The sequence below is a fragment of the Bacillus sp. MAG717A genome, assembly GCF_036884855.1.
GTDB lineage: Bacteria > Bacillota > Bacilli > Bacillales > Bacillaceae > Bacillus > Bacillus safensis.
Map to the genome: position 1 here is coordinate 1,531,927 of NZ_CP145733.1, position 26,596 is coordinate 1,558,522.

Here is a 26,596-nt window from a genome sequence, read left to right on the forward strand (position 1 = left end):
TGTGGCTTTGAAACAGATGATGAGTTGGACTGTATAAATTAGTCACTATAAACCTTAAGTATGAAGGTGATTAACTTATATGGAGTATTCATATGAATTTAAGGAAGATCAATTTGGTAACTTAGCAATAATACTCCCAGAAGAAATAAGTATTTTCGCAGATTTTATACAAGATATTTCAACAACAGAAGAAGTTGATGAGTATTTAGGATATATTCAAAATGTTATAGATGGAGAATACGTAAACTTTGAAATTACATTGAATGCTACAAGTGTAATTATCAAAAAAAATGAAACAACAGTTGAACATCATTATAGGATTGAAGAACCAGGAATTCATAGAGCTGTTGTTGATTTGGAAAGAAAAAATACCAGAAATATTTGAAGATTAAATATTATTATTGACGAGTAGAAAAATAATGATTCAGGCACTTGATTAGTCCTTCAGGCTACAAGTGCTTTTGTTTAATTAGAAATCTGAAGATGTTTGAATACAAAAAGTACGGTAACTCTAAAATGGTGATTTCTATGAATAACAACAGAAACCCAAAAATCAAAACCTTAAAAAGAAAAAGCAGAAGAAAACACTTAATGAACGAATTAAGCTATATGACACTTCCAGAAAACCCCTTTTTAGATATCGAGGAAAATCAATTGTTTTGTCAGAAGGTGTTTGCTTTCCTTCAATCGAGAGAATATAAAATTGCAATACATGGAGAACACTATCGAGAGCATATTGAAAAGTCTGTACAATGTTAAAGGAATGGATCAGCTAGGTGAAAGTAACTCCTGCACAAGCGCGATTAATGTTTTTTCGAGAGCATGAAATTGAAGCACTTAAAGTGAATGTGAATGAAGTCTTTATTCATTTAAATCACCTTCTTGAGCAAACAAAATTTTCAAGTGGGTATGGGGATTTTATTTTTGGCAGAATATTTCCGTTTTGGATTATGCATCGAGAGAACGGAATATTTTTATGAGCTAAGTATTTGGGGGCTGCGATGAACAGAATTGAGACATCACTTAAGGAGTGGAATGAACCACTCCTTTTTTCTATCGATGGTGTCATACGCTTGATCGATGAATTCCCCTCAAATTTAAGCAATTCACTATCTTTACCTTTCGCATTCGTATAAAATAAGAGCAGTGAAAAATTGAAGAAATGCTTGATACATGAAGGGCGTGTAAGCTGTGAGCTGCATGACATGATGAGATGTATGAACGTGAAGGCTGCAAAGCTGTTCTTCCTCACATATGAGATCTTGTAAGCGTAACCATTATTTGTCACTTCATTGCGATGGTGTTGAGGGGTGTGTCAGGATGAGGAATCCGTATGTGAGAACGGCTTCTAGTCTGTATATTAATTACTTTTTATTAGGTATGGTCAATATTATTTTGGCTTCAAATATGCCATTTTTAATCGAACAATTAGATACCAATAGTGCGGGAATTAGTTATATGATTTCGGCGCTTGGCATTGGCAGGGTGCTCACGTATGGTTTATCAGGCGTACTGTCAGATCGTTTTGGGCGGAAGCCGGTCATTTTGGTTTCTGGTGTGCTGATGGCGGTGTTCCTCATCGGAATCCCATTGTCTCCGAATTATCAAATCGCGTTTGCGTTTGCGATTTTGGCAGGGGTCGCGAATTCGGCAATGGATGCAGGAACGTATCCTGCGTTAATGGAGGCTTTTCCGCAAAACTCGGGATCTGCGAATGTGATGGTGAAGGCCTTTATCTCCATTGGGGCCACCATTTTGCCACTAGCGATTTTCTTTTTAGCAGAGCATGATTTGTTTTATGGAATAGCATTTTTTGTTCCTGCTCTGATCTATCTTGTGAATGTCGTGATGCTGTGGACCTTGCCATTTCCGAATCATCGCAAGGTGGAGCAAGTCCAGGTAACGGAGCATGATGGACTTCCGCGCTTCTCGACAGAGCCTACATTTTGGAGGGAAGGGATCGCACTCATATTGATCAGCTTTACGTCAAATGGGCTGTATGCACTGCCGCAAATTTGGCTTCCTACATACGGTGAGGCCATCTTGGGGATGGCATCGGGCAGTGCTGTGAAACTACTCAGTTACTATAGCATGGGCGGGCTGCTGTCTGTTGTGATGCTCGCATTTCTGCTGCGCCGTTTTGTCCGTCCGGTCACTGTGCTGCTGATCTATCCAATCATTACACTTGTTTCTATTTGTGTGCTCTTGGTCGTGAAATCGCCAGTCATAGGAACCGTCAATGCTTTTGTATTGGGATTTTCAACAGCAGGAGTTTTTCAGCTGACGTTAACTGTGATGGCTGAATTCTTCTGGAAAAACAAAGGGACGATGACTGGGATTATCTCTACAGCGGGCGGCGTGTCGGCTATCGTCATCCCGGTCGTAACAGGTTTAATTCAGAGTCACGCGTCCATTTTACAAATCTTTATGTTCGATGCAGTGGTGGCTGTTGCGGCCATTATCGGCGCACTGTATATCCTGTATCGCTACCGCCAAGTTATGGTACATGATTAAAAAAAAGACGACCTCCGCTTAGGAAGTCGTCTTTCTTTTGTTTTAGAAACGGTCATTTTCAAAAAGAATTTGTTTTACTTGATCAACTGGCATATCTTCACCAGTAAAGAGTTTGTAAGCAAGTGCTCCTTGCCATAGCATCATTCCAAGACCGTTAATCGTTTTGGCACCAGCTTCTTGTGCTTGTGCAAGAAGCTTTGTTTTTTGCGGGTTGTATACGACATCTGTCACGATCAAATCTTTACGAAGTACATCAAGTGTATCATCGATAATACTGAGCTGATCTAGTGGTTTCATGCCAAGGCTTGTCCCGTTTGCTAGGATCGCACTTTCTGCTACTTCACGGCGGAACGCGTCTTTGTCTTCAAGTGGGAAAATGTTTGCTTTGACACCGAAAGATTTCATTTCGTTGTTGATGTAATTTACATTTTCTTCTGCTTGAACAAAGTATTGGTCATTACGAGCAAAAATACTAATTTCACGAATGCCGGACTGTGCAAGCTGAATCGCAATCGGAGTTGCCGCGCCGCCAGAGCCAACGAGTGTGACTTTTTTGCCGGCTAATTCAACGCCATGCTCAATCAAGTTTCTCACATATCCAAGACCGTCTGTGTTGTAGCCGATGAGCTTACCATCTTTGTTTACTACAGTGTTACTAGCACGTGTATATCTTGCAGAATCATCTAGTTCGTCTAAGTAATCTAGTACTTTCATTTTGTTCGGCATAGAAACGTTAAATCCAGCTGCACCCATTGCTTTCATACCGCTTACGGCTGCTTCTAGTTCGTCATTCCCTACTTCAAATGCGAGGTAAGCATAGTTGATACCTGTTAGTGTATAGCCAAGGTTATGCATACGTGGTGAAAGGCTGTGTCCGATTGGTGTAGCAAGAAGACCGACTAATTTTGTTTTTCCATCAATATTTCGTTCATGTATGTTTGTCATGATTGACATCTCCTTTAGTTATCTAAATAATTTTTTCATACGTCCAAGAACAAAGATCGCTAGTAATACGCTAATAACCGCAATGATCATATCGAAAAACAACGTCATTTTAATATCGTACGTGCTGACCAATCCACTTGTAATGAGCGGCACGAGAATAAACGCTGAGCTTGCCGCAATGTTGACGTAGGATGAAGCCGTTGCTTTGTTTGTCGGGAACAATTTCATCATAATACTCATCGCCAGCTGGAAGATTCCCGCTGTAAATAGTCCTAAGAAGAAGGTGCTGACAATGACAATGCTATACGTTTCGATTTGGAAAAGTGAAAGCATTGCAAGGAACGCCCCAATTGGATAAATGATCGCGACCATAATCGGTGAAATGAATTTATCTAAGACGATCGAAAGCAATAGAACAGATACCAGAGCACCAATACTAAAATAAGATAGAAGCTGTGTGGCTTGTTCTGTGCCAAGTCCGATTAATTTCAACCCGAGCTGCGGAAGCCATGTCTGCCATACGACAAACAATGCAGTCGATGTGAATCCCATCAGTACAACAGCTAAACCTTCGCCAAGCATTTTTGGTTCTTCCTTCAGCTGGTCTTGTACTGGAAGAGCGTCTTGTGAAGAAACTTGCTTATGGTTCGGGAATGGCATAAAGATTAAGTAAATTCCTACAAGTAAATAAAGAAGCCCTAGTCCAAAGAACGCCCAGCCCCAGAAGATGTCATGTGCCACTAGGAACGCCAAGATAAATGGAAGAACAGTCGCCCCAATGGATACAGACGCTTTTACTAAAACAGAAGCCGAACTTGCTTTTTTAGGAAATGACTCTGACAAAGCAGGATAGGTTCCTGAATCAAGCAGTGAGTTGGCAATACCTGCTGAAATCGCAAAGATAAATGCCAGTGTATAACTTGTTGTCGTTGGAATACCGATTAAGAATAATAAGTAAAGAAAATTTCCTGTAATAATGACAGGCTTACGTCCCCAGCTGTCGGCTAACCGGCCTGAGAAAAAGAGCGCAATGAGTTTACCAATTCCGATCGCCGATACAAGCAAGCTGATTTTCGGAATATCTACCTGGTAGCGTTCAGATAAGCTGTCCATGTTGGAAGCTACAATAATATTGATCATGCCAAGCATGAAGTAATTTAAATACATGCCAAGTGACGATTTTATATAAGGATTTTTCATGTTCCCACTCCTATATTTGAAACCCCTTTAAGGTCAAATTCTTTGTATACCCTTTGTTATTGTTTCCTTCAAAATTAAGAATACGAAGCCCATCACAACACCCCTTATTGATGAAAAAATAATGAATATTCATCTGTTCTCCAATTAAGTATATCGTTCTACTAAAATGTAAAAAATAATAACAGCCTTATATAGGAAGTGAGACTTCATGATTTGATCAGAATCATGAAAAATCACTTTTAACTGTTTTTTGATAGAAATAACGATATGACGAAATAGGTATAACGATATACTAAAAGAAGCAACGAGATAAATATACTCCTGCATTTTAAATGTGTCAAGTTTATGACTTTGTGATTTAAAAAAAGAAAAATGAAACAAAGAAATTGTTGACTTGACCAATAAAAAAAGAGAATTGCTGCACACAATTCTCTTTTTCATCATGATGGAGAGGTTTCTCTAATATGAAGTTGAGGCTTTAAAATCAACCGCTGCAGCTCTTCATCCTGTTCGTTCATTTTATGATATAAAAGGTTCGCTGCTTTTACCCCGATGGATCGGGGGAAGGAGGAAACAGTGGTGAGCGGAGGATGGTACATCTCCGCTTCAGGAACATTATCGAATCCAACCACATCAATATCTTCACCAGGCTGGATGCCCCGTGCTGACAGTGCTTGAATGACCCCAAATGCGACTAAGTCACTGAAACAAAAAATGGCAGTAGGGGGTTCGGGCTGATTCATCACTCGGGCGAGTGCTTCTTTACCGCCTTCACGAGTAGGTTCTATATCAATAATAAGAGAATCATCAATCGTCACATTTTCTTCGTCATGAGCTCTTTTGAAACCTTTCATTCGTTCAATCCAAGTCGAAGAGGTCTTGATGCCGCCTAAAAAGGCAATGCGCCGATGTCCCTTTTGAAGAAGATGATGAACCGCCATCCAAGTACCTTGTTCATAATCAACACCGACATAATCACATTGCACATCTGATAGTTCGCGATTTGCCAGTACTTTTGGGGTGCGAATTTGATTTAATTGTTTGGCCGTTCGAGCCGAGCTTTTCGAAGCTAGGTTCAAAATGATTCCGCCAACTCGGTGCTCTACCATAGTGGAAATGAGGCGCTCCTGTTTATCGACACTGTCAAAGGTCGTACCAAGTAAAACGGTATAGCCCAGAGATTCAAGCGTGGTTTGTACGCCAATTAAAAACTCCGAAATAAAGGTGTTAGAAATATCCGTAACAATCACACCCACGATATTTGAGCTTTTTGACCGCATGTTGGCAGCAACGCGGTCGTATACGTATCCTAAGTCCTCCATGGCTTGCAGTACTTTGTTTCGAGTGGCTTCAGAGATTCTAGGATTATTTCGAACAACGAGTGATGCCGTTGAAGTCGAGACACCGGCATGCTTGGCGACTTCCTGTAATGTGACACGCTGTTTGTTCATTTTTTTCATTTGTCTTCACCAACTTCAATGGATTGCCTAACTTTGTTCATGATCAAGAGGGATTTCTCCATCAGACGAGCCGAACATCTTTTGATTTATTATACATGAATCAGGGGGGATTGATGAAGTGAAGACATATGAGTAACGCCGTAAATCATAAAAGATTACCATTGACAGCTTTCTGATTGAGGCGTAAAATATAAAATTATTCAGAAATAGCAACATTTTAATTAAATAACGAAGGCTATGATTGCTGTGGGTCACACTATAGCAGGAGCAGCTTCTGGAGAGACCGCATGTATGTGCGGCGCCGAAGGGTTCACAATCTCAGGCAAAAGGACAGAAGAGTACGAAATATTGTATTTGTGGTGCATGGATGATGCCGTGTATTACTTTTCTCTATTTTGCTATTCTTTTATGACCATGAGATTGGAGCGCATCCAATCTCTTTTTTTATGGACTTTTTGAGGGGTTCATTATTTCAGTATAAGATCGTGTCGTAGGAGGTCGTTAGCATTGGCTCAACAAGAATTAAAACGAGATTTATCAAACCGTCATGTGCAATTGATTGCCATTGGCGGAACCATCGGAACAGGCCTGTTTCTAGGCTCTGGAAAAGCCATTCAATTGGCAGGTCCATCAATTATTTTTGCTTATTTAATTGTCGGAATGGCCATCTTTTTTGTCATGAGGGCACTTGGAGAATTACTTTTATCGAAGGCGGGTTATCAGTCATTAACCGATATTGCGGAGGACTATCTCGGCCCGTGGGCATCCTTTGTGACAGGGTGGACATATTGGTTTTGCTGGATTATGACAGCGATGGCGGATGTCATTGCGGTCGGGGTGTATGTGCAGTATTGGTTTGACATCCCGCAGTGGATTCCTGCCATCATTTGTTTGTTGATTTTACTAGGATTTAATTTGTTAACAGTGAAGCTTTTTGGAGAAATGGAATTTTGGTTTGCACTCATTAAAGTGATTACGATTCTATTATTGATCGGTGTTGGAATTGTTCTTTTAATCATTGGTTTTCAAACAGATGCCGGACCGGTGACAGTAACGAATTTATGGTCTCATGGTGGGTTTTTCCCGAATGGTGTCACAGGCTTCTTGCTGTCATTCCAGATGGTGATTTTTGCGTATGTGGGAGTTGAACTGGTTGGTGTATCCGCAGCAGAAACAGCCAATCCGCAAAAAAACATCCCCTCTGCGATTAATAAGATTCCATTAAGAATTCTATTTTTCTATGTAGGTGCGATCTTTGTTTTACTATGTATCAACCCATGGACTGAGCTCAGTGCATCAGAAAGTCCTTTTGTGAAAACCTTTGGACTCATTGGGATACCAGTAGCAGCGGGGCTTATCAATTTTGTTGTGTTGACGTCTGCGGCATCAGCTTGTAATAGCGGCATGTTCTCGACAAGCCGTATTCTGTATAATCTCAGTCATCAAAAGCAGGGGCCAGCTTCCTTTGGACGTTTGAACAAGCACGCTGTCCCTAGTAATGCGCTATTCGTTTCAACGATTGTAGTATCGGTCGGTGCTCTTTTAAGCAAGCTGATTCCCGAACAAGCCTTTGGGATTGTTACCACGATCAGTGCCATTTGTTTCATTTGGGTATGGAGTATTATTTTAATTTGTCATTTGAAATATAAAAAAACACGGCCTGAACTGCATGTAGCATCTACCTTTAAAGCACCGTTCACACCTTTTGTGAATATTTGCGTTCTTGCGCTCTTTGCTGCCATTCTCGTGATCATGCTCTTCGCAGATGCAACACGTCCAGCGCTACTATTGACACCGGTATGGTTTGGTTTCTTATTTTTGATTTATGCACGAAAGAAACGCCGTGCATCGTAACGTACGGAAAAAGCACAGCCTTTTGACAGAGCTGTGCTTTTTATCATTTAACGATTTCTAATCCTCAACACATAATTTGCATTCAAAATGATCAAAACAACCCCAATGACCACGATCGAGAAGAGTTGAGAGTGATTGGCTCCGAGGGAATACACAATCAAAATAAACATGGCACTGGTCAATAGGATATTCATCATTTGATACGTGTGAAACAGTCCGCCAAGCATGACATGCTTTTCCCCTTCGTCTGAAATGGCGAGCAGCTTTTTACTATAGTCTTTGTCGGACGGATTTGGCAGATTGCGATTAGGATAGACAAGTTTGAGGACGGATATCGCTGCATAAGAACTGATAATGGTGACGATAAATAAAGCAGCATTGACCAGAATCAACCAGAGTGGCTGCTCGGTGACGATGGTTATACCGATGGCAATAATGGACAAAATCGTACTCACCGTATTGGCTAATGTCGAATCAGTAAAGGTCCGATATTGCTTAGCCTCCAGTTCATCTTCCTCATCTCCAGAGACCAAAAGAGACACTCTTTTTTTCATACGTGAAATCCCTGAAAAACAATAAATAATCAATAAAATCGTCAATCCACTGATGACAAGAGTTGCTTCAAATGCAATATCAAGAAGTGTCATCTCAAATTCGGCTGCCAGCAGACAGTAAGCACCGAGAAAGCCAAGGAGAGCACCTAAGAGCATTTTGTATACAGTTTTCATGATAGTTCATCCTCCTCGAATAGAAAAATACGTTCAATGGGTTCCTGAAAAATTCGTGAAAGCTTAACAGCGAGCAAGAGAGACGGCATTAATTCATCTCGTTCCATTAAGCTGATGGTTTGACGAGAGACCTTTGCACGCTTTGCAAGCTCAGTTTGGTTTAAACCATCACGCGCACGAAGCTCTTTTAACCGATTTTTCATTCTGTCACCTCAAGTTTTGATTGAAATCTTTCCTTGATTGTAAAGCATTATATTCATTTTGACAAGTAAAGTTGTCAAAATGATAAAAATAATTGTCAGAAAGATCATCTTTATTCAAAAGGTGAACCATGATACGCTAAAGGAAAGAGAAACAGAAAACAGGTGATGGCCGTGTTCATTGATCAATTAAAAAATGACTTACATCAATCACAACCGTTGTTCATTGGAGAAGAGACAGCGTTCAAAGCAGCAGTCCTTATCCCTTTAGTACAAGTAAATGGAGAATGGCATATATTATTTGAGGTACGATCACTGTCGATGAGAAAACAGCCGGGGGATATTAGCTTTCCTGGGGGCAAGCTCGACGGCAGCGAAACAGCACAGGAAGCTGCACTGCGAGAAACACATGAAGAGCTGGGCATCCCGCCAGAATCGGTCGAAATCCTTGGACAGCTCAGTCCTTATATCGCTTCTCCATCCTTTGTCGTATACCCATATGTCGGTATCATTGATGAGCAAAAAGTGAAACACTCCTATAATCAAGAAGAAGTAGAAGAAACCTTTACCGTGCCTCTATCATGGCTCAGCCAATATGAGCCGTACCTACATCATGTATCCGTTCAGCCAACACCAGGAGAGGACTTCCCTTATGAAAAAATCATGAATGGTGAAAAATACAGCTGGGGGAGCCGTTCGATTGAGGAATGGTTTTATGATTACGAAAACTACACCATATGGGGATTAACAGCCCGCATATTAAAGCATTTTGTGACAGTTGCAAAAAAAAATTCCTAGAGAATCGTTCTCTAGGAATTTGTTGTATTCAGACGTTCCTTCGCTGTTTGTTTTCCTTTACCAATTGGAATAGGCGCTCTCGCTTGGCTCAGTCCGTAGGAAGGCATGTTCACGTAGACGGATTCATACGAGCCGGCTTGAATTTGGTATGTTTCATGATAAATTCCGACTGCATCATTATTTCGTGCCATTTGGTTAAATCTTTTCCAAGCAGCCAAATGCTTCTCCATCTTGGCATAGGCAAGGAGGTCATCTGTTGATTTCCAATATTGAATCATTGCTGTCGTACGTAATCCAAAGTAATTTTCTGTCCCAAGAAACCCTAGCTCCTCTTGATGGGTATACAGCTCCTTGATCATGCTAGGCATCGCCATGAACACAGGCATCCATTGATGAATGGCCCAGCGTTTGTTGATTCTCATTCCGATAATGAACACAACAATCGAATCAGAATTGTCCGTTGTAAATCTGCCAGCACGTATGTCTTTTTTCATTCATTTATCCTTCCTTCTTCATCGAATGGAATGTCTCCACGCACCAATCAATTCCAGCTTGAGCCACTCTTTTCCCATAATCTAAAGTAAACAGCCAATACTTCGCATCCGCTTCATCTAGGTAAAGCTCTTGAATGTTTTGTTCAATCGCAACATATGTCTCATAACGAATACGGAGCTGCCTCTCATAATCCTGTAAAAGCGCTAGTTTCTCCTCAAACGAAAGATATTGACCGAGATGCAACATCAATTAAATGTTCTTTTAAAATGGCAGGCGGTACAATAGAATTTAAAGCTATCACGAAAGAGGAATATCAAAGAACAAACGGAAGCATTCAAAAAGCAGGCTGAAGAAAAAATAGATGATGATAACCAGATGGGTCATTTTAAACTTATCTGTTTTTTAAACGAAAATAGTTTTTGGTGATGACAAAAGGAAATTTATTGTATAGAAAAGAGGGAGGTTACTTCAACTATGAAAGAAGAGCGATTTAGGTATATAGACCTTTATAATTTTTAGAAAAATAAATGTTGACGCTTTCATATAATGCATATATACTAAAAACAAATCCAATATGAATAAATTAGACATGTGACTGGTCATGCAGGCAGGATCTAAAAACGATGAATTTTTCTTTTATTTGTCGTTTTAGGTCCTTTTTTTATTGCCGAAATATAGGTCTCGTGTATGAGAAAAGGGGGAGAAAAAATGAATTACACACAAGTTGCCAAAGACGTTTTACAGCATGTAGGCGGCAAAGAAAACATTGCGCACCTTGAGCATTGTTCAACAAGACTTCGCTTCACACTAATTGATCAGAAAAAGGCAGATGTATCAGCACTAGAAAAAACACCAGGTGTTATAGCTGTCAGAATGTCAGGGCAATGCCAAGTAGTCATTGGGAATGACGTCATTGAAGTGTATCAAAAGGTAACAAGTTTAATAGGCAGCAGCTCATCAAGCCAAGACGTGCCATCCAATCAGCCAAAAGAAAAAAGAAGAGCAGGCACAGTTCTGTTAGATTTCATTGTCGGTGTCTTCCAGCCGCTTGTACCAGCTATCGCAGGCGGAGGAATTTTAAAATCATTTCTTCTCCTTTTCTCTTTATTAGGCTGGATGGATGCAAAGGGACAAACCTATCAAATACTGAACATGGTAGGTGACGCACCACTTTACTTTCTGCCTTTACTAGTTGCTGTAACGACGGCGAATAAACTAAAAGTAAACCCACTGGTCGCACTATCAGCAGTCGGTGCGCTTCTTCTGCCGAACATGACGGCGATGCTTACAGAAGGTGCACAATTACTGTCATTCGATGTGAAAAATATAGCTTATGCGTATCAAGTGTTTCCGGCAATCCTTTCTGTATTGCTTTACGCGCAAATGGAAAAATTCTTTACACGGTTTTCACCAAAACCAATTCGGATTTTCTTCGTTCCGATGATGTCATTGGTCATTACTGTACCAGTTACGCTACTTCTGTTAGGACCGATTGGTTTTACAGCGGGGCAAGGTTTTTCATCTATTATTCTTTCGATGTTTAATACGGTAGGCTGGGTAGCTGTCGCCATTTTAGCAGCGGTCCTCCCATTCATGGTGGCATCAGGCATGCATAAAGCAATGGTTCCTTATGCAGTCACAACGATGGGAACCCTTGGGAAAGAAGCACTTTATTTGCCGGCATCACTTGCGCATAATATTGCGGAAAGTGGAGCGTGTTTCGCTGTGGCACTTCGAACAAAAGACAAGGTACTTAGATCAACAGCCATTTCGGCAGGGATATCAGCCTTTTTTGGCATCACAGAGCCAGCGCTGTATGGTGTGACACTGCAAAATAAGCGAGTTCTAGGAAGTGTCATGATTGGTTCGTTTGTTGGCGGAATTTTCATTGGATTAGTTGGTATACAAGCCTTTGTGCTTGTTGGTCCTGGTTTAGCAAGCATGTCGATGTTTATATCAGATGAGCTACCGCGAAATCTGATGTTTGCTATCATTGGAGCGGTCATTTCATTTATTGTCGCCTTTATCGCTGCTTTTGTATTAGGTAAAGATCGAACAGTAGAAGAAAAGACAAAGGATCAAGCTGGGTTTGCTGAAAAAATTGGAGCAGGCGAAACATTCAAGAGCCCTGTGATTGGCCAAATGATCTCTCTATCCGAAGTGAAAGATGATATTTTCTCTTCAAAGGTCATGGGAGAAGGAATTGCCATTGTACCTTCAAAAGGAGCACTTTATGCACCTGTAGATGGAGAGGTAACCTTGCTGTTCGAAACAAACCATGCACTTGGTATGAAAACGGACCATGGAGTTGAAGTATTATTCCACATCGGCATTGACACCGTTCAGTTGGAAGGGCAGTATTTCCATCCAAAAGTACAGGCTGGAGATCGTGTTCAAGCGGGTGATTTATTGATTGAATTTGATCTAGAAAAAATCATGGAAGCAGGATATGATCCAGTAACACTTGCTGTAGTCACAAATACAGATCAATATGATATTAAGGTACAGCCATTACAAGAGGTCAATCGTCAAGATACATTGATGGTTGTTACACAATTAGGAGGCTAATCATATGACAAAAATCAAAGGTTTTCCAAAAGGATTTTTATGGGGCGGCGCCATTGCTGCTAACCAGGCAGAAGGCGCCTGGAATATAGATGGAAAGGGGCCGTCTGTTGCAGATATTGCAATGTACCGTTCCAACTTGAGTGTAGAAGATTATGAAGGCCATCTTGCAGTTACCACTGAAAATATAGATCGTGCGATGAAAGATCCAGACGATAAAAAATACCCAAAGCGCAGAGGTGTCGATTTCTATCATCACTATAAAGAGGATTTGGCTCTCTTTGCTGAAATGGGATTTCAAACACTTCGAATTTCTATTGCATGGAGTCGTATCTTCCCTACTGGAGAAGAAGCTGAACCGAATGAGAAAGGGCTGCAATTTTATGATCGTGTATTTGCAGAAATGAAAAAACACAACATAGAACCGATCGTGACTCTCTCTCATTATGAAATGCCTTTAGCCCTTAGTGTGAAATATAACGGCTGGGTTGAAAGAAAAGTAATCGACCTCTTTGTGAAATTCGCCAATGTTTGTTTCGAACGTTATAAAGATGATGTGAAATATTGGCTTACCTTTAATGAAATTGATAGTATTCACCGACACTCTTTCATTACAGCGGGAATTATTCCTGATCGCTGCCCAGAAGGAAAAGTAGAAGAGACGGTGTACCAAGCACTTCATCATCAATTTGTTGCATCTGCTCTCGTAACAGCAGATTGCCATCGTATCATTCCAGGCAGCCAGGTAGGATGTATGCTGACAAAATTGACAACGTATCCGCATACGTGCCACCCGAATGATGTAGAACAAGCTTTGAAACAAAACTTAGAAAACTATTTCTATGCAGATGTTCAGGTGTTTGGCGAGTATCCGCCACTGATCAAGCGTATGCTTGAGAGAAAAGATATTCATATTCATATGGAAGCAGATGATCTTACCATTTTAAAAGAAAACACAGTAGATTTTATCTCATTTAGCTACTATATGTCTTTAACGGAATCAGCCCAAGATGGATTAGAAGAGACAGAAGGGAATACCATTCGTGGAGTCAAAAACCCTTATCTTCCTTCAACTGATTGGGGCTGGCAAATTGATCCGGTTGGTCTGAAAATTTCTTTGATCGAACTGTATGATCGCTATCAAAAACCTCTTATCATTGTCGAGAACGGCATGGGTGCAAAGGATGTAGTTGAAAGTGATGGCTCAATCCATGACGACTATCGTATTAACTATTTCAAAGAGCATTTCCGTCAAATGAGAGAAGCCATTGAAGAAGGCGTCGATCTCTTTGGATATACGAGCTGGGGCTCTATTGATATTATTAGTGCAGGTACATCGCAAATGTCAAAACGTTACGGCTTCATTCACGTAGATCAAGATGATGACGGGAACGGGACATTAAAACGATCTCGAAAAGATTCATTTTATTGGTACCAAAAAGTCATTGAGACAAATGGTGAATCGCTTGATTGAACACCACAATCATGAAAACAGGTGATGACGATGTTTAAAATCAAAAAAGTTTTAAACTCGAGCGTGGTCCTGGCTGAAGATCAGAACCAACAGAAGATGGTTTTGTTCGGCCGAGGAATTGGCTATGGCCAGAAACCAGGTCAAATGATAGAAGAGAAAAAAGCGGACCAAGTCTTTATGTCAGTCGATAACATGAGAGCAAAAGAATTTCTTCAATTGTTAGATTCAATGCCTCAGGAGTTTATCGATTTAACTCAGCAAATTGTCAAATATGCAGAAAAACGTTTAAACTCAACTTTAAATTCAGGTGTTTATTTTACCTTAATGGATCATTTGAATTTTGCAGTGGAACGTCATAAAAAGAATATTAATATTACAAATCGTGTGTATTGGGAAATCAAAAATTACTATACAGAAGAATTTGAAGTAGGGAATTACGCACTTGAGTTAGTCAATGACACATTGGGCATACAATTACCAAAAGAAGAAGCTGCCAATATTGCTTTTCACTTAATTAATGCATTAGGTGAAGAGTCCGAGTCGAAAGATGGTATGAAATACGCCAAGATGATCGGAAGTATTGTTAATCTTGTGCGCTATACGTTGAATATGAAAATGGATCAAGAGAATATTCATTACAGCCGGTTCATTACACATGTGAAATTCTTTGTAGAAAGATTTTATGCTGATAAATTATTATCAGATCAAGAAAATGAGTTATTTGAACAAATTGCACATTTATATCCTCAAGCGATGGATGTTGCTTTTAAGATCAAAGACTATATTAAACAGGTGCATAGTATCGTCATTCCTAATGATGAGCTTACTTATCTTGCGGTACATATACACCGCCTCATTTCTTATCAGCAACTAAAATAAATGTGGAACCACTTGCCTTGATGAGGCGAGTGGTTCTTTATTTGGCAAATGTTTATATTAAGTTCCGATAGGTCGTTCTGTAGTACCATTTTCATCATTTAATGAATTGAAAGTCCCTGTGTGTCCTAAAACAACGATGGTCAAAGTGATAATCAATAAACTCATTTTTTTCATTAGAATTCCCCCAGTCAATGATAGGATGTTTCATGCGATCAGCTTCCTTTAGAAAGAGATAGGCTTGATGAATTGCTCCCAGCTCTTCAAAGTGTTTTGCTGCTAATGCACTTAATTCACAGACTCCTTCATTATCTTTTAATTTTTTAAGAATGCTGATTTCATCGAAACAGGCTTGAGCTTTTTGAGCCATATCTTCAGTGAAATATAGATGGTAAAGCAAATTCATTTTTGCTGTATAGATGGGGCATTTCTCTGATTCATGTTTTTGGTTAACCAATTCGAAGTAATAGAGAGCTTGTGTTCTTTCATCGATAGAAAGCAGCTCTTTCATTAACATGTACATGGAGTGATGGAAGTAGCACGATGAGAGATAGTCTTCGTCACTAAGAGCCTTTTCTAGGGCATCGATACATTTTTTTGATTCGCCAGCTTCGGCGTACAAAATACTGATATTATGATAAAGCTGTGATGTTAGAAAATGATCGTTTAGACTGTCTGCGATGTGTAATGCTTTTTTGTAGTAATTTTCTGCCCTTATAAAGTCGCCAATGTCCATATGATTAGCAGCGGCGATGACAAAGGCTGCAGCTAGTCTTCTTTCATATCCTTCATGGCTTTTGAAAATATCAATAGCATTCTGAATATAGTGTAGAGAAATTAGGCTTTGACGAAGCAGCATATATAAGTTGGCGATTTTCGTATGAAATTCTGCTACTTCTATTTCATCAGGAATGTGTTGTAGTTTTTTCTCAGCAATTTTAAACAGTCCAATGGCTGATGCATAGTCTCTTTTATATGACGCGTAAAGGGCTTTGTATAGGTAAAAATAGTATTCAATTAAGTCGTTTGTTTTAGAGAGGCAATCTGGTTCTGTCTGTTCCTTCAGTTTTGTACCTCTTCGTTCATATAACATGAGCTTATACTTGCCTTCTAGCAATGAGTAATAGGTCAAGACCTCCTGATTCTCTTCCATTTTTTGAAGTAATTCCTTTAATTCTGTATACATTGCTTTTGCACTGTGTACATCATGCTTGCGAATTGCAATTCTCCAATCATTTAAACGATTCCCCACCTGTTCAGCAGAAATGATAGCCATGGAAATTTCACCTCTTTAAGATCCTTTCACCTGTTTCATAAAAAACGATATCACAATTTTTGGTAAAATATAATCGTTTCGGTGAGGTGATTGACAAGAGGTAATAAAAAGGACCTAAGGTCATGCGATGTACGACATTGTAAGGGTGATTGCTTGTTAACACAAATGAATAAAATCTCTTTTTGGAAATCTAAAAAAGGGATATATACAATGAATTTTATGATAATGAACGGAAATATCACTCATATATTTTGAATAAAGAAGTTTTAGCTATTTCAGAGGGAAAATGGAAGGTCGATCTAGGAAAGAAAATCAGGTATAATTTTGCTAGCTCATGAGATAAGAAACTGATAGATGACGACAAAAGTAAGTATTAAATACAAAATCCGACCTTTTAGAAAGGATGTTGAAATGAAAAAAAGATTTCAAAGCTTAAACAGACAAATCACAGTCATTATCACGACTCTATTACTTGTTTTAGTGACTCTATATATGTCAAAGAGATACTTTTATAGCAAAGAAATTGAGCTGCTGACAGAATCTTGTCAACAAGCTGGCGGCAAAATTATCTTAGAAACAAATAGTTTGTCTATGGATTACTCGTTTGAGTGTCAGAAAAAGTAGAACAGGCAGTTTCCTGCCTGGTTTTACTCAAATTAAAAACCTAAATTTTGCAGCCATTGATTTAATCTCATTTCTCGGTTCTCGGCAGTTGAACGATCATATCTTCCTAATTGTAAACTGTCTGCCATTTCTCCGTCATTCATAAACATGATTCTTTCAGAACGAAGAGCCACCTTGGGGTCATGTGTGACAAGTAGCAGTGTTGCTCCTTCAAAGTGGATTCTTGAAAAAATATTCATCACTTCCTTTGTTGTACTGGAATTAAGAGCACCTGTTGGTTCATCAGCGAAAAGTATGTCTGGTTCATTCATGAGCGCTCGGCAGATAGCGGCTCTTTGAAGCTGTCCTCCCGATACTTCTGTCAAATATCTATTTGCCAAATGATCAATTTCAAGTTTTTCCATTAAATATTGAGCTCGTTCATTCACTTCTTGTCTTGGCTTTTTCTTTGCTAAATAAGCTGCTGCAATGATGTTGTCAAATAGATTAAGATTTTTTAATAAGTGGCTGTGCTGAAAGACAAATCCCATCTCAGTTAAGCGCAGAGCACTTAACTGTTTTTCTGTCATTTCTGATAGTGATCGGCCTTTATATTTGATCTCTCCTGTTGAAGCTGTTTCTATGCCGCTAAGCTGATAAAGTAAGGATGTTTTTCCACATCCAGAAGGTCCCATAATGGTCACGAATTCCCCGCGCTTTATCGATAAATGAATATCCTTAAGAATCGTTTGTTTCTGTCCTTTTAATGAATTGATATGCAATGACATTCGCTTCGTTTCAATCAAGTGTTCCATGTGAAACATCTCCTTATAAAAGTGTATGCCTTGTCGTTTGACTAGAAAAAAACGTCTTCAATAACCAGGTGATCAAAGCTAAATTGACAATAAATAGTGTGAGTGGATACACAACCGACACCCATTGCGGTGAGAGCCACTGAAGGCTCGACGCCCCTAATGAAGCTCCACCGACACTCATCAAAGCAGGACCAATTGTATTGACCGCGATTGTTCCAATAAAGGCGCCAAAAGAGAGAACAACGATAAAACTTGTTATATATTGTGCTGTTATATCTGTTATAGAAAATCCAATTGTTCTTAACATGTTGTTCCGGCTTGAATCTTTCGCCTTTAACATGTGCAGAAACATGAAAAGCATTAAGCTGGCGGTTCCAAAGGCAGCTAATGCAGCAAAAAATGCAACGACTTTTACGATAGCTGCTGTGCTGCCAATCGTTTGATGAACGTATTCTTTCATATCTGTCACTTTTGCAGGAGATGCCTTTTTTTCAAATATTACCTTTTTATCTGCAATATTTACTCTTGGTTTTAGTTGGATTTGAATGGTTTTCCAAAGAGCTGATTGAGGAAATGGCTGTGATATTGCTTTTGCTGTTTTGCCTCCATTGGTGACGTCCTGATAAATACCTGTCACCGTTCTTTGGGTTTCATGCCCGTTAGTTACGAGAGCGATTCTTTCTCCTATCTTTTTCTGAAGTGAATCTGCATTTAACACGGATAAGGCAATTTCATCATTCTTTAAAGGCTGCCGCCCTTGTAAATAGGTTAGTGGAAATGCTGAGAGCTTACCTGTTTCTAAGTAGAGCGTTTCTAATGTGTTCTCCTTTGATTTCGCCTGAAGAGAAGTAGTTTCATAGATGGCTGCTGTTTGAATGCTCTGATCCTCACGAATCATTGATTCTATTTCGTTTGTATTTTTAGCTAGATGATTTCCTTGGCGTATATCAATTCGAAGGTCACTTTTACCAGAGCCAAGGTAGGTGATGAAATTCGGTGATTGTAAGGTATGCCATAGCTGAATAGGCATCAGCATTAAAAATGTACAAAGTGCAATAATACAAGTAATTGTTGTGTACAACTTCTTTCGTGATATCAGGTCTTTTAAACCAAGCCAAATATGGATCGGTATGAACCTGCTTTTCTTGAGGTGCATAGGTATTTTTTTCTTATGATTCGATGAATGGATACCACCTTGAAGGGCTTGAGCAGCTGATATTTGACCAAACTTTCTTAGGACAGCATAGCTGCAAGAGATGACGATCATTGCTGTCACAATAGAAACAAAAAGCGGGATTAACAAATGATCAAAAGAAGGCTGATTCCCCATGTATTGCTGAATATTGGCCGTAAACATATCACCAAATATAAGTGTTAACACATAGCCTGCTATACATCCTGCACAAGCAAGCACGGCATACTTTCCAACGTATAATTGCTTAATTTTTGTTAAAGGAATCCCAAGTACCTTCAGTATGCCAATTTCACGTTCATCTTCTTCTATAGAAGCCGTCATAGCAAGATGGAGTGAGAGAAGGGCTATACTAATGAGCAGCAGGCAAACAAGCAAAAGAATGGCAATCACCATTCCATCTGTCAATGCGTTCAGCATGCGCAGCAAAGGCAGTGTGACAGCTGGGCCTTGTTGTGGCATCTGTGATGATTGATAGATTGCTTGAAAAGCATCTGTCTGCGCGGCATCATGCAGTAAAAATTCGATTAAGTACTCTTTTTGTTGAAACACTTGATTTATTGCGTCCCAATCCTCGTTATGAAGAAGAAATCTTTTTGAACTGACTAGACTGGGGTTCATTTGTGCATCTCGCAAGAACGCTTTGATGCGAAAGGTGAATTGATTAGCTCCTTTCTCAATCAGTAACGTTTCACCTATGTTGAGATGATACTTTTGTTGAAAATAAATTGGGACAGCCACTTCACCTTTATTGACAATGAGCTTCTCGTTTTGTTGATTTAAAAGAAAATCAAAATTGCGATTTTGCTTCACAAATAAATGATCCATCACACCTGCTTTGGCAGGCTCATGTCCGAACCTGATGTTTGCATGTTCAATTGGTATCATAGGGACGATTTGATGAGCTTTTACCATGGACTGCTTACTTGAAAATGCTTCAATGTCTTTTTCATTTAGGTCGCCGTCATGCATTTGGACAAAGTCTGGCGCTTTAGCAGAATGGAGCAGGCCAGAAATGGACCCATTCAGCTGTACTGTCATTTGAGCGGCACTTGCTGCGAGAAATGAAGTCATCATGATGCAAATAGTTAAACCAATTGAAATAAGACGGTGGCGGGTTAAGTCTTTCTTTATAAAGGCGAATCTCATGAGGCTGATTCCCCTTCATGTTGAAGCATATTTTTTGTTAGGTAGGCTAGGGCAAACATGAAAACACTGACGATTAACACAGTCACATACATGTTGGCTGAAAACGTATTAAACAAGAACCCATACATCATTTGACCAAGCGGAACTGCACATTGAGAAACCATTGTTAGATTGGCCATCACTTTTCCTAATTGCTGATTTGGAGTTTTCTTTTGAATATGTGATATCACAACGACCGAGATCATTGTAAGCAGCATAGCAATTGGAAGACATCCTGCTAAAAAGAGAAAATAAGCTGGATAAGTGCCAAATTGTAGAGCCATAGTCGATGTTGAGAACGCCACAGGCAGCAGGATGATGGCGATGACAAGCATCCAGCGATATAAAGTAGGAATGCGCCAATGCTTCGCTACAAGTCCAACTAGCAGAGCACCTGCGATGACAGCGAACTCAATCAAGCCCATTCCTACTCCATACATGATGTCACTGGTTTTCATTGTGATCCTTAAAATGATTGGGCCACCTACGATAAAAAATGGTGTAAGGATGAAATTTAACATTGCAGCAAGCAGCATGGTTCTTTTTAGAAACGGCTGGCTGCCGATATAAGAAAATCCTTGTTTCATATCTTTTATGAGCACTTTGCCCATAGAATCTGTCAGCGGACTAGAGGAGAAGGGTATTTTTAAACGTAAGAGCATGCACGCAGATAGGAAAAATACGATGGCACTGGCACCTATAATGAATTGACTTCCAATCATTCCGTATAGAACTCCGCCGATAACAGGTGCGAGAACACCAGAAAGTGCCTGAACGCCATTGACGATGCCGTTGGCTTGTTCTAATTGATCTTCTTTCACTAGCTGTGGAATGCTGGACATCACAGTAGGTGCATAAAACGTACTCATCACACCAAGAAGTATCATGACAGCTCCTATCATGTAGAGTGAATCATTTCCAGATAATAACCAGAAATAAAAAGCCAGAATCATGATACCGGTGAGGACATCAAATAAAATCATCAAGTTCCTTCTGTTAAACCGGTCAGCGACTGCACCAGATAATGGAGAAAGGAGAAACGGGATATTGGATAAAGCGAAAAGTAAGGCAAATAAATCAACTCGTTGTGTCATATCCAGCACATGTAAAGATAGAACAAACCGAATGAGAGAAGATCCGAAAACGGAAATAATCTGTCCGAGGACGAGGTAGATAAAGTGGGATGAATCTCTTTTGAATAATACATTCATAAATATCACTCTCCTTTTAGACCGACCGTCAGTCTATAATGTATGCAGGATTGGTATTGAAGTGACCAATCACTGATTATTTTCATCCGGCTCTCCAGATAATCGCTTCAGCAGGAAGGAAAAGCTTCCCTTTTCTGCATGCAATGAGGATTCGAGTATATCGATAAAAGCTAAAGCGCGTTGTATACTTTCTTCGGCTGACCATTGAAAGAGGCCTTCATCAAATATGATCTGTGCAGAAGCAAGAAGGAATTCAACCGTCTCTTGCGGATACTTCGTTTTGAATGTCCCTTCCTCTACACCTTGCTGAATGACATCTGCCAACAATGGTGATAGTTCTTTAATGGCTTTGATTAAGCTTTTTTGATGCATTTCTGCATTAGAAGGCTGATGGAACTGATCGATCATCCCCTGTTTATGGCTTCCTTGCTGAGGTGATTGCGCCATGATGATACGAAATAGTTTGTCAACGACTGGAAGGTCTGGATTAGCGGCAATACGCTTTGCCACGATGATATCTTCTTTGATGATCCTGTCAATAATGGCATCCATTACTTCTTCTTTGGATGCAAAGTAGTAATAAAAGGTGCCTTTGGCAATGCCAACGGCTTTTAATATGTCAATAATCGTTGTTTTCTGATAGCCTTTGGTTGAAAAAAGCGCTTCTGCTGCGTTTAATATGTCATTTTTACGTTCCTCAGGATGTTTAACGGTTCTCATAAAGCCATCCTTTCTTTTAACTAGACTGTCGGTCGGTCTTTGATTTGATTAAACACTTTTTAGGGTGTCTTTGTCAATGGGCTGGTTAAACACTTTGCATTTATTGTTCGAAGACACTATGATACATTGAATGAAAAACACCTTCAGGAGAGATGCCTCATGCAATTTTTAACCAGTGAATTGGCTCAAGAAATGGTTGAACGTACGATGCATATTTTACATAAAAACATCAATGTGATGAATGCAGCTGGTGTCATTATTGGTTCTGGTGAACGAAACAGGATCGGCCAGAAACATGATGGTGCACGACTTGTGCTGACAAGCGGGAACAGTGTGGAAATTGACCAGGAGACCTCCTTGCGCTTAGAAGGAGTGAGACCGGGGATCAACTTGCCTATTTGCTTTCATGAACAAGTAGTTGGTGTGATTGGGATTACTGGTGAGCCAGAGGACATTCGGCATCATGCCGAGCTGGTGAAGATGGCAGCTGAACTGGTGTTAGAGCAATCTTTTCTGCTCGAACGGGTTCAATGGCGTCATCGAATAGAGAGTGAAATTGTCAATCAGTTGATTTCATATTCTGATGTTGGGGATCATCAGCTGAAAAATCGAGCTGCTTGGCTGGGAATGGATTTAGACAAGCGCCGAAGGGCTATTGTTTTTCAGCCAGTTCCATCCTCAGAGGATGCTGTTCATAAATTGATGCATGCGATTCAATATGATAAGAAGGCGGATGATTTACTTGGTATGACCTTTTGTCATGAATTGATTCTTTTAAGTCATTCCATACCTGAACATCAATTAAAGCAGGTGGCAGGTCATCTGCAAAGAACAATGCAAAGAGCAATAGGAGGCCAAGTGTTAGTGGGGATAGGGACTGTCGCTGACGACATCAGCCAGCTGCCAATTTCTTTTCAGCATGCGAGAGAAGCTCTGAGATTAGGGAAGGCTCTTGATCCGGAAGAAAGCATGTATTTCTTTGAGTCTTATCAGCTGGAAAGCGTATTTATGATTGCGGGAATTGCTGAAAAGAAAAGTCGATGGACTGACTTTTACAAGCCGCTGACACAAGAAGCAGAGCTCGCCCATACATTAAAGGTTTACATTCAAGAGGGCGGTGATTTGCAGAGCATTGTTGATCGTTTATTTATTCATCGGAATACATTGCGTTATCGTTTAGACAAAATTCAAGAATTGACCGGAAAAGACCCTCGTCATGTAAAACAGTTAATCGAGCTTTATATGGCGCAGTTAATGAATCAATTATCTTGATTGTGCAAATGCACAATTGAGTAGAGCGATAAATGCAAAAAGTTCATCCAGATTCACAACACAACCCCTTTGGGTAAACGCTTACAATTGGAGAAAGATATTTTTAGGGGGATTGAGGATGAGTGGAGATGTAACGGTAAGTACTCTGGGAGCTATGGCGGCGCTTTTGATCGCGATTGTTCTCATTCTAAAAAAAGTATCACCTGCTTATGGCATGCTGGCAGGTGCATTTATAGGCGGCTTGGTTGGCGGTGTAGATATTGTTCAGACCGTCAACGTCATGATGGAAGGTGCTAAGGACATGATTCCGGCTGTCCTTAGAATTATGGCGGCAGGTGTACTGGCTGGTGTTCTCATTGAGTCGGGTGCAGCGTTATCGATCGCTGAGGCCATCGTGAGAAGGCTTGGTGAGGCGAGGGCACTATTAGCACTCGCACTTGCAACGATGATTTTAACAACAGTGGGCGTTTTTGTAGATGTTGCGGTTATTACGGTAGCGCCCATCGCACTTGCCATTGCCAAACGTGCAAAGCTCTCAAAAACAGGAATTCTTCTTGCTATGATTGGAGGCGGGAAGGCAGGAAATATCATGTCACCGAATCCGAATGCCATTGCCGCTTCAGATGCTTTTGGTGTACCTCTGACTTCAATGATGGCTGCGGGTGTCATTCCAGCTGTGTTCGGGCTGGCGGTTACATATGTATTAGCTAAAAAGCTTGCAAACAAGGGGACACCCGTTCTTGAAGAGGAAACCGGGCAAAGTAAAGTTCAAATACCTGCTTTTTTTCAAGCACTGGCTGGTCCGCTGGTTACCATTTTATTGTTGACTTTAAGGCCGCTTTTTCAAATCAATATAGATCCAATGATCGCCTTACCGATTGGAGGGATTGTGGGCGCTCTTTTCATGAAAAAAGGGAAATTTCTCAATGATTATGCGATGTCGGGGCTTCATAAAATGTCAGGTGTCGCGATCATGTTATTAGGGACAGGTACATTAGCAGGAATCGTATCGAATTCTTCCTTAAAAGATGTGTTTATTCAGGCACTGGATGCATCGGGTTTACCTCCATATTTACTTGCACCAACTTCAGGGATATTTATGTCAGCCGCTACTGCTTCGACAACAGCAGGAACGGCGGTAGCGAGTGGTGTGTTTAGTGGAACACTGATTGGGCTTGGTGTGTCTGCTCTTTCAGGGGCAGCCATGATTCATGCCGGCGCAACAGTGCTTGACCATATGCCGCACGGAAGCTTTTTCCATGCAACAGCAGGAAGTGTTCAAATGGATATTAAAGAGCGTTTGAAGCTCATGCCTTTTGAATCGTTAATCGGTTTGACGTTAACCGTTATATCGACCATTATTTTTGGCGTTTTCCAGCTGTTTGGCTGAGGACATGATAAGAAATGAGGGGCTGATAGGATGAAAATTGTGATCGCACCAGATTCATTTAAAGAAAGTTTATCTGCTTATGAGACAGCATGTGCCATTGAGCGAGGATTTCGTTCTATTTTGCCAAACGCAGAATATATCAAACTGCCAATGGCAGATGGAGGAGAGGGGACCGTTCAATCATTGGTTGATGCGACTGGTGGGCACATTGTTCATCAAGTGGTCACGGGCCCGCTTGGTGAGCCTGTGGATGCTTTTTTTGGCATGTTAGGAGACGGTCAGACTGCTGTCATAGAGATGGCTGCAGCCTCTGGTTTACATCTTGTACCGCGAGAAAAACGTAATCCGTTATGGACGACATCGAGAGGAACTGGTGAATTAATACTTGCAGCGCTGGATAAAGGAGCGAAGCATGTGATCATTGGGCTTGGCGGAAGTGCAACAAATGATGGCGGCGTTGGAATGATGCAAGGATTAGGTGCAGCTTTCCTAGATAACACAGGACATTCCCTGACGTCAGGCGGCGGGGCACTTCATCAATTAGCTTCAATTGATTTATCTGGACTCGATCCAAGACTGCAATCCGTCCGTCTGGAGGCGGCTTGTGATGTGGATAATCCTTTAACAGGTGAGAGAGGAGCGTCTGCTGTTTTCGGCCCTCAAAAGGGAGCAGATGAAGAAATGATTCAAGTATTAGACAAGAACCTTGCTCATTTTGCACGAGTAGCTGAAAAGCAGTTCAATGTATCCTTTAGAGAAGCAGCAGGGGCGGGAGCGGCAGGAGGACTTGGCGCAAGTTTATTAGGCTTTTTACAAGCCGATTTGCAAAGAGGAATCGATATTGTGCTGAAGGCTGTTCATTTTGATGACGTTATCAAGGGGGCAGACCTTGTCATTACGGGAGAAGGCCGAATTGACCGGCAGACCATTTATGGAAAAACGCCAATCGGTGTAGCCAAAGCAGCGAAGCAGTATAATCTGCCCGTGATTGGCATTGCAGGCTCTCTTTCAAAAGACAGTGCAGTCGTACATGATCATGGAATTGATGCACTTTTTAGTATCGTTCCAGGTATTACCTCTCTTTCTGAGGCGATACGCGATGCGGAAATTCATGTAGAAAGAACAGCTCGGAATATCGCAGCTGTGTTAGAATTTGGAATAAAAAAGTAAACAATGAAAAATGTTTCCTTTTCTATCACATTCTTTCTATAGAAATGTGGTAAAATCGATATAAATGATGTAGAAAGTTGGAGGAAACAAAAAATGTCTAATCTACCGAATTGTCCTTCGTGCAGCTCACCTTATACATACGAGGACGGCAGTCTGCTGGTTTGTCCTGAGTGTGCGCATGAATGGTCACTTGAACAAGAACAAGCGGCAGAGGAACAGCTTGTGGTCAAAGATGCGAATGGGAACCTGTTAAGTGATGGGGACACGGTCTCTGTCATTAAAGACCTAAAAGTAAAAGGTTCTTCATCCGTTTTGAAAATAGGAACGAAGGTCAAAGGCATTCGTTTAGTTGAAGGCGATCATAACATTGATTGTAAAATTCCTAGCTTCGGCGCAATGAAATTAAAATCAGAGTTTGTGAAAAAGATATAATAAAGCATTAGAACTAGCCGATGTAGGCTAAAATCTGAGCAAGAAATAAGTATAAGAATGTTGCTGTTGCACAAAAAACACCTAAATTGTTAAAGGAAAACATATCCCTTAATAAATTAGGTGTTTTATATTTTTATGCAGTTTTTAAAATAATGAGAAACTATATAAAGGAATATCCGTAGATGTTATTGGAATAATTTAAATTTATAACTTCATAA

Annotated in this window: 24 protein-coding genes, 1 pseudogene and 1 riboswitch; of the genes and pseudogenes, 13 read left to right on the top strand and 12 right to left on the bottom strand. The window is 40.3% G+C overall.

Going from position 1 to position 26,596, the window contains the following annotated elements; all coding sequences use genetic code 11:
• Positions 1 to 79 precede the first annotated feature (79 nt).
• The 3 genes and pseudogenes from V6Z54_RS07850 (at position 80) to V6Z54_RS07860 (ending at position 2,514) form a co-directional block, all read left to right on the top strand.
• Positions 80 to 392: pseudogene (locus V6Z54_RS07850) on the top strand (tRNA-Val4).
• A 199-nt stretch (positions 393 to 591) separates the two neighbouring features.
• Complete coding sequence (locus V6Z54_RS07855; protein WP_338527882.1) at positions 592 to 759, top strand: hypothetical protein; 168 nt, start codon at positions 592 to 594, stop codon at positions 757 to 759.
• A gap of 561 nt (positions 760 to 1,320) precedes the next feature.
• Positions 1,321 to 2,514: an MFS transporter gene (locus V6Z54_RS07860; protein WP_041087422.1), complete on the top strand. Its 1,194-nt coding sequence runs from the start codon at positions 1,321 to 1,323 to the stop codon at positions 2,512 to 2,514.
• 42 nt (positions 2,515 to 2,556) lie between these two features.
• Here the strand turns inward: V6Z54_RS07860 and V6Z54_RS07865 are convergent, their stop codons facing one another.
• The 3 genes from V6Z54_RS07865 to V6Z54_RS07875 form a co-directional block, all read right to left on the bottom strand.
• Positions 2,557 to 3,459, bottom strand: coding sequence for a shikimate dehydrogenase (locus tag V6Z54_RS07865; protein WP_041087424.1), 903 nt, complete (start codon positions 3,457 to 3,459; stop codon positions 2,557 to 2,559).
• Positions 3,460 to 3,477: 18 nt separating this feature from the next.
• Complete coding sequence (locus V6Z54_RS07870) at positions 3,478 to 4,659, bottom strand: MFS transporter (RefSeq protein WP_075612199.1); 1,182 nt, start codon at positions 4,657 to 4,659, stop codon at positions 3,478 to 3,480.
• A 440-nt stretch (positions 4,660 to 5,099) separates the two neighbouring features.
• Positions 5,100 to 6,119, bottom strand: coding sequence for a LacI family DNA-binding transcriptional regulator (locus tag V6Z54_RS07875; protein ID WP_041087430.1), 1,020 nt, complete (start codon positions 6,117 to 6,119; stop codon positions 5,100 to 5,102).
• Positions 6,120 to 6,383: 264 nt separating this feature from the next.
• Positions 6,384 to 6,463: riboswitch (glycine riboswitch) on the top strand.
• A gap of 163 nt (positions 6,464 to 6,626) precedes the next feature.
• On the opposite strand from V6Z54_RS07875, the gene V6Z54_RS07880 reads away from it, so the two are divergent.
• Complete coding sequence (locus tag V6Z54_RS07880) at positions 6,627 to 7,973, top strand: amino acid permease (protein WP_041087432.1); 1,347 nt, start codon at positions 6,627 to 6,629, stop codon at positions 7,971 to 7,973.
• A 47-nt stretch (positions 7,974 to 8,020) separates the two neighbouring features.
• Here the strand turns inward: V6Z54_RS07880 and V6Z54_RS07885 are convergent, their stop codons facing one another.
• Complete coding sequence (locus tag V6Z54_RS07885; RefSeq protein WP_338527883.1) at positions 8,021 to 8,701, bottom strand: DUF3169 family protein; 681 nt, start codon at positions 8,699 to 8,701, stop codon at positions 8,021 to 8,023.
• A complete protein-coding gene (locus V6Z54_RS07890; protein WP_003215336.1) occupies positions 8,698 to 8,904 on the bottom strand; it encodes a helix-turn-helix transcriptional regulator in 207 nt (68 codons plus the stop codon). Before V6Z54_RS07890 ends, V6Z54_RS07885 begins: the two co-directional genes overlap by 4 nt.
• A gap of 171 nt (positions 8,905 to 9,075) precedes the next feature.
• On the opposite strand from V6Z54_RS07890, the gene V6Z54_RS07895 reads away from it, so the two are divergent.
• Positions 9,076 to 9,699: a CoA pyrophosphatase gene (locus tag V6Z54_RS07895; RefSeq protein WP_338527884.1), complete on the top strand. Its 624-nt coding sequence runs from the start codon at positions 9,076 to 9,078 to the stop codon at positions 9,697 to 9,699.
• Positions 9,700 to 9,710: 11 nt separating this feature from the next.
• Here the strand turns inward: V6Z54_RS07895 and V6Z54_RS07900 are convergent, their stop codons facing one another.
• Together V6Z54_RS07900 and V6Z54_RS07905 are read right to left on the bottom strand one after the other, a co-directional pair.
• Complete coding sequence (locus V6Z54_RS07900) at positions 9,711 to 10,193, bottom strand: DUF4188 domain-containing protein (RefSeq protein WP_338527885.1); 483 nt, start codon at positions 10,191 to 10,193, stop codon at positions 9,711 to 9,713.
• Between the two features lie 4 nt (positions 10,194 to 10,197).
• Positions 10,198 to 10,440, bottom strand: a complete 243-nt coding sequence (locus V6Z54_RS07905; RefSeq protein ID WP_256928158.1) for a hypothetical protein — start codon at positions 10,438 to 10,440, stop codon at positions 10,198 to 10,200.
• Positions 10,441 to 10,902: 462 nt separating this feature from the next.
• On the opposite strand from V6Z54_RS07905, the gene V6Z54_RS07910 reads away from it, so the two are divergent.
• Genes V6Z54_RS07910 through V6Z54_RS07920 form a run of 3 tightly spaced genes read left to right on the top strand, consistent with a single transcriptional unit; the run spans position 10,903 to position 15,112 of the window.
• Positions 10,903 to 12,762 carry a beta-glucoside-specific PTS transporter subunit IIABC gene (locus tag V6Z54_RS07910; protein ID WP_338527886.1) on the top strand — a complete coding sequence of 620 codons (1,860 nt, stop codon included), beginning with the start codon at positions 10,903 to 10,905 and terminating at the stop codon, positions 12,760 to 12,762.
• Between the two features lie 4 nt (positions 12,763 to 12,766).
• Complete coding sequence (locus V6Z54_RS07915; RefSeq protein ID WP_251180882.1) at positions 12,767 to 14,233, top strand: glycoside hydrolase family 1 protein; 1,467 nt, start codon at positions 12,767 to 12,769, stop codon at positions 14,231 to 14,233.
• A gap of 30 nt (positions 14,234 to 14,263) precedes the next feature.
• On the top strand, positions 14,264 to 15,112 hold the full coding sequence (locus V6Z54_RS07920) for a PRD domain-containing protein (RefSeq protein WP_338527887.1): 849 nt from the start codon (positions 14,264 to 14,266) through the stop codon (positions 15,110 to 15,112).
• 94 nt (positions 15,113 to 15,206) lie between these two features.
• On the opposite strand, the gene V6Z54_RS07925 is transcribed toward V6Z54_RS07920, so the two are convergent.
• On the bottom strand, positions 15,207 to 16,385 hold the full coding sequence (locus V6Z54_RS07925; RefSeq protein ID WP_338527888.1) for a Rap family tetratricopeptide repeat protein: 1,179 nt from the start codon (positions 16,383 to 16,385) through the stop codon (positions 15,207 to 15,209).
• A 411-nt stretch (positions 16,386 to 16,796) separates the two neighbouring features.
• On the opposite strand from V6Z54_RS07925, the gene V6Z54_RS07930 reads away from it, so the two are divergent.
• On the top strand, positions 16,797 to 17,009 hold the full coding sequence (locus V6Z54_RS07930) for a hypothetical protein (protein WP_058838595.1): 213 nt from the start codon (positions 16,797 to 16,799) through the stop codon (positions 17,007 to 17,009).
• Positions 17,010 to 17,041: 32 nt separating this feature from the next.
• On the opposite strand, the gene V6Z54_RS07935 is transcribed toward V6Z54_RS07930, so the two are convergent.
• From V6Z54_RS07935 to V6Z54_RS07950, 4 genes are all read right to left on the bottom strand, one after another.
• Positions 17,042 to 17,803, bottom strand: coding sequence for an ABC transporter ATP-binding protein (locus V6Z54_RS07935; RefSeq protein WP_338527889.1), 762 nt, complete (start codon positions 17,801 to 17,803; stop codon positions 17,042 to 17,044).
• Positions 17,804 to 17,816: 13 nt separating this feature from the next.
• On the bottom strand, positions 17,817 to 20,144 hold the full coding sequence (locus V6Z54_RS07940) for an ABC transporter permease (RefSeq protein WP_338527890.1): 2,328 nt from the start codon (positions 20,142 to 20,144) through the stop codon (positions 17,817 to 17,819).
• On the bottom strand, positions 20,141 to 21,394 hold the full coding sequence (locus V6Z54_RS07945) for an MFS transporter (RefSeq protein WP_338527891.1): 1,254 nt from the start codon (positions 21,392 to 21,394) through the stop codon (positions 20,141 to 20,143). Before V6Z54_RS07945 ends, V6Z54_RS07940 begins: the two co-directional genes overlap by 4 nt.
• A 69-nt stretch (positions 21,395 to 21,463) precedes the next feature.
• Positions 21,464 to 22,114 (bottom strand): TetR/AcrR family transcriptional regulator, encoded by a 651-nt coding sequence (locus V6Z54_RS07950; protein ID WP_338527892.1) that lies wholly within the window; start codon positions 22,112 to 22,114, stop codon positions 21,464 to 21,466.
• 159 nt (positions 22,115 to 22,273) lie between these two features.
• Here V6Z54_RS07950 and V6Z54_RS07955 point away from each other — a divergent pair, with 159 nt between their 5' ends.
• The 4 genes from V6Z54_RS07955 to V6Z54_RS07970 all read left to right on the top strand — a co-directional run bounded on the left by V6Z54_RS07955 (position 22,274) and on the right by V6Z54_RS07970 (position 26,378).
• A complete protein-coding gene (locus tag V6Z54_RS07955) occupies positions 22,274 to 23,386 on the top strand; it encodes a sugar diacid recognition domain-containing protein (protein ID WP_041087455.1) in 1,113 nt (370 codons plus the stop codon).
• Positions 23,387 to 23,504: 118 nt separating this feature from the next.
• A complete protein-coding gene (locus V6Z54_RS07960) occupies positions 23,505 to 24,776 on the top strand; it encodes a GntP family permease (RefSeq protein WP_041087457.1) in 1,272 nt (423 codons plus the stop codon).
• Between the two features lie 30 nt (positions 24,777 to 24,806).
• Positions 24,807 to 25,946 carry a glycerate kinase gene (locus V6Z54_RS07965; RefSeq protein WP_338527893.1) on the top strand — a complete coding sequence of 380 codons (1,140 nt, stop codon included), beginning with the start codon at positions 24,807 to 24,809 and terminating at the stop codon, positions 25,944 to 25,946.
• A 93-nt stretch (positions 25,947 to 26,039) separates the two neighbouring features.
• Positions 26,040 to 26,378 (top strand): zinc ribbon domain-containing protein YjdM, encoded by a 339-nt coding sequence (locus V6Z54_RS07970; protein ID WP_024423969.1) that lies wholly within the window; start codon positions 26,040 to 26,042, stop codon positions 26,376 to 26,378.
• Positions 26,379 to 26,596 lie beyond the last annotated feature (218 nt).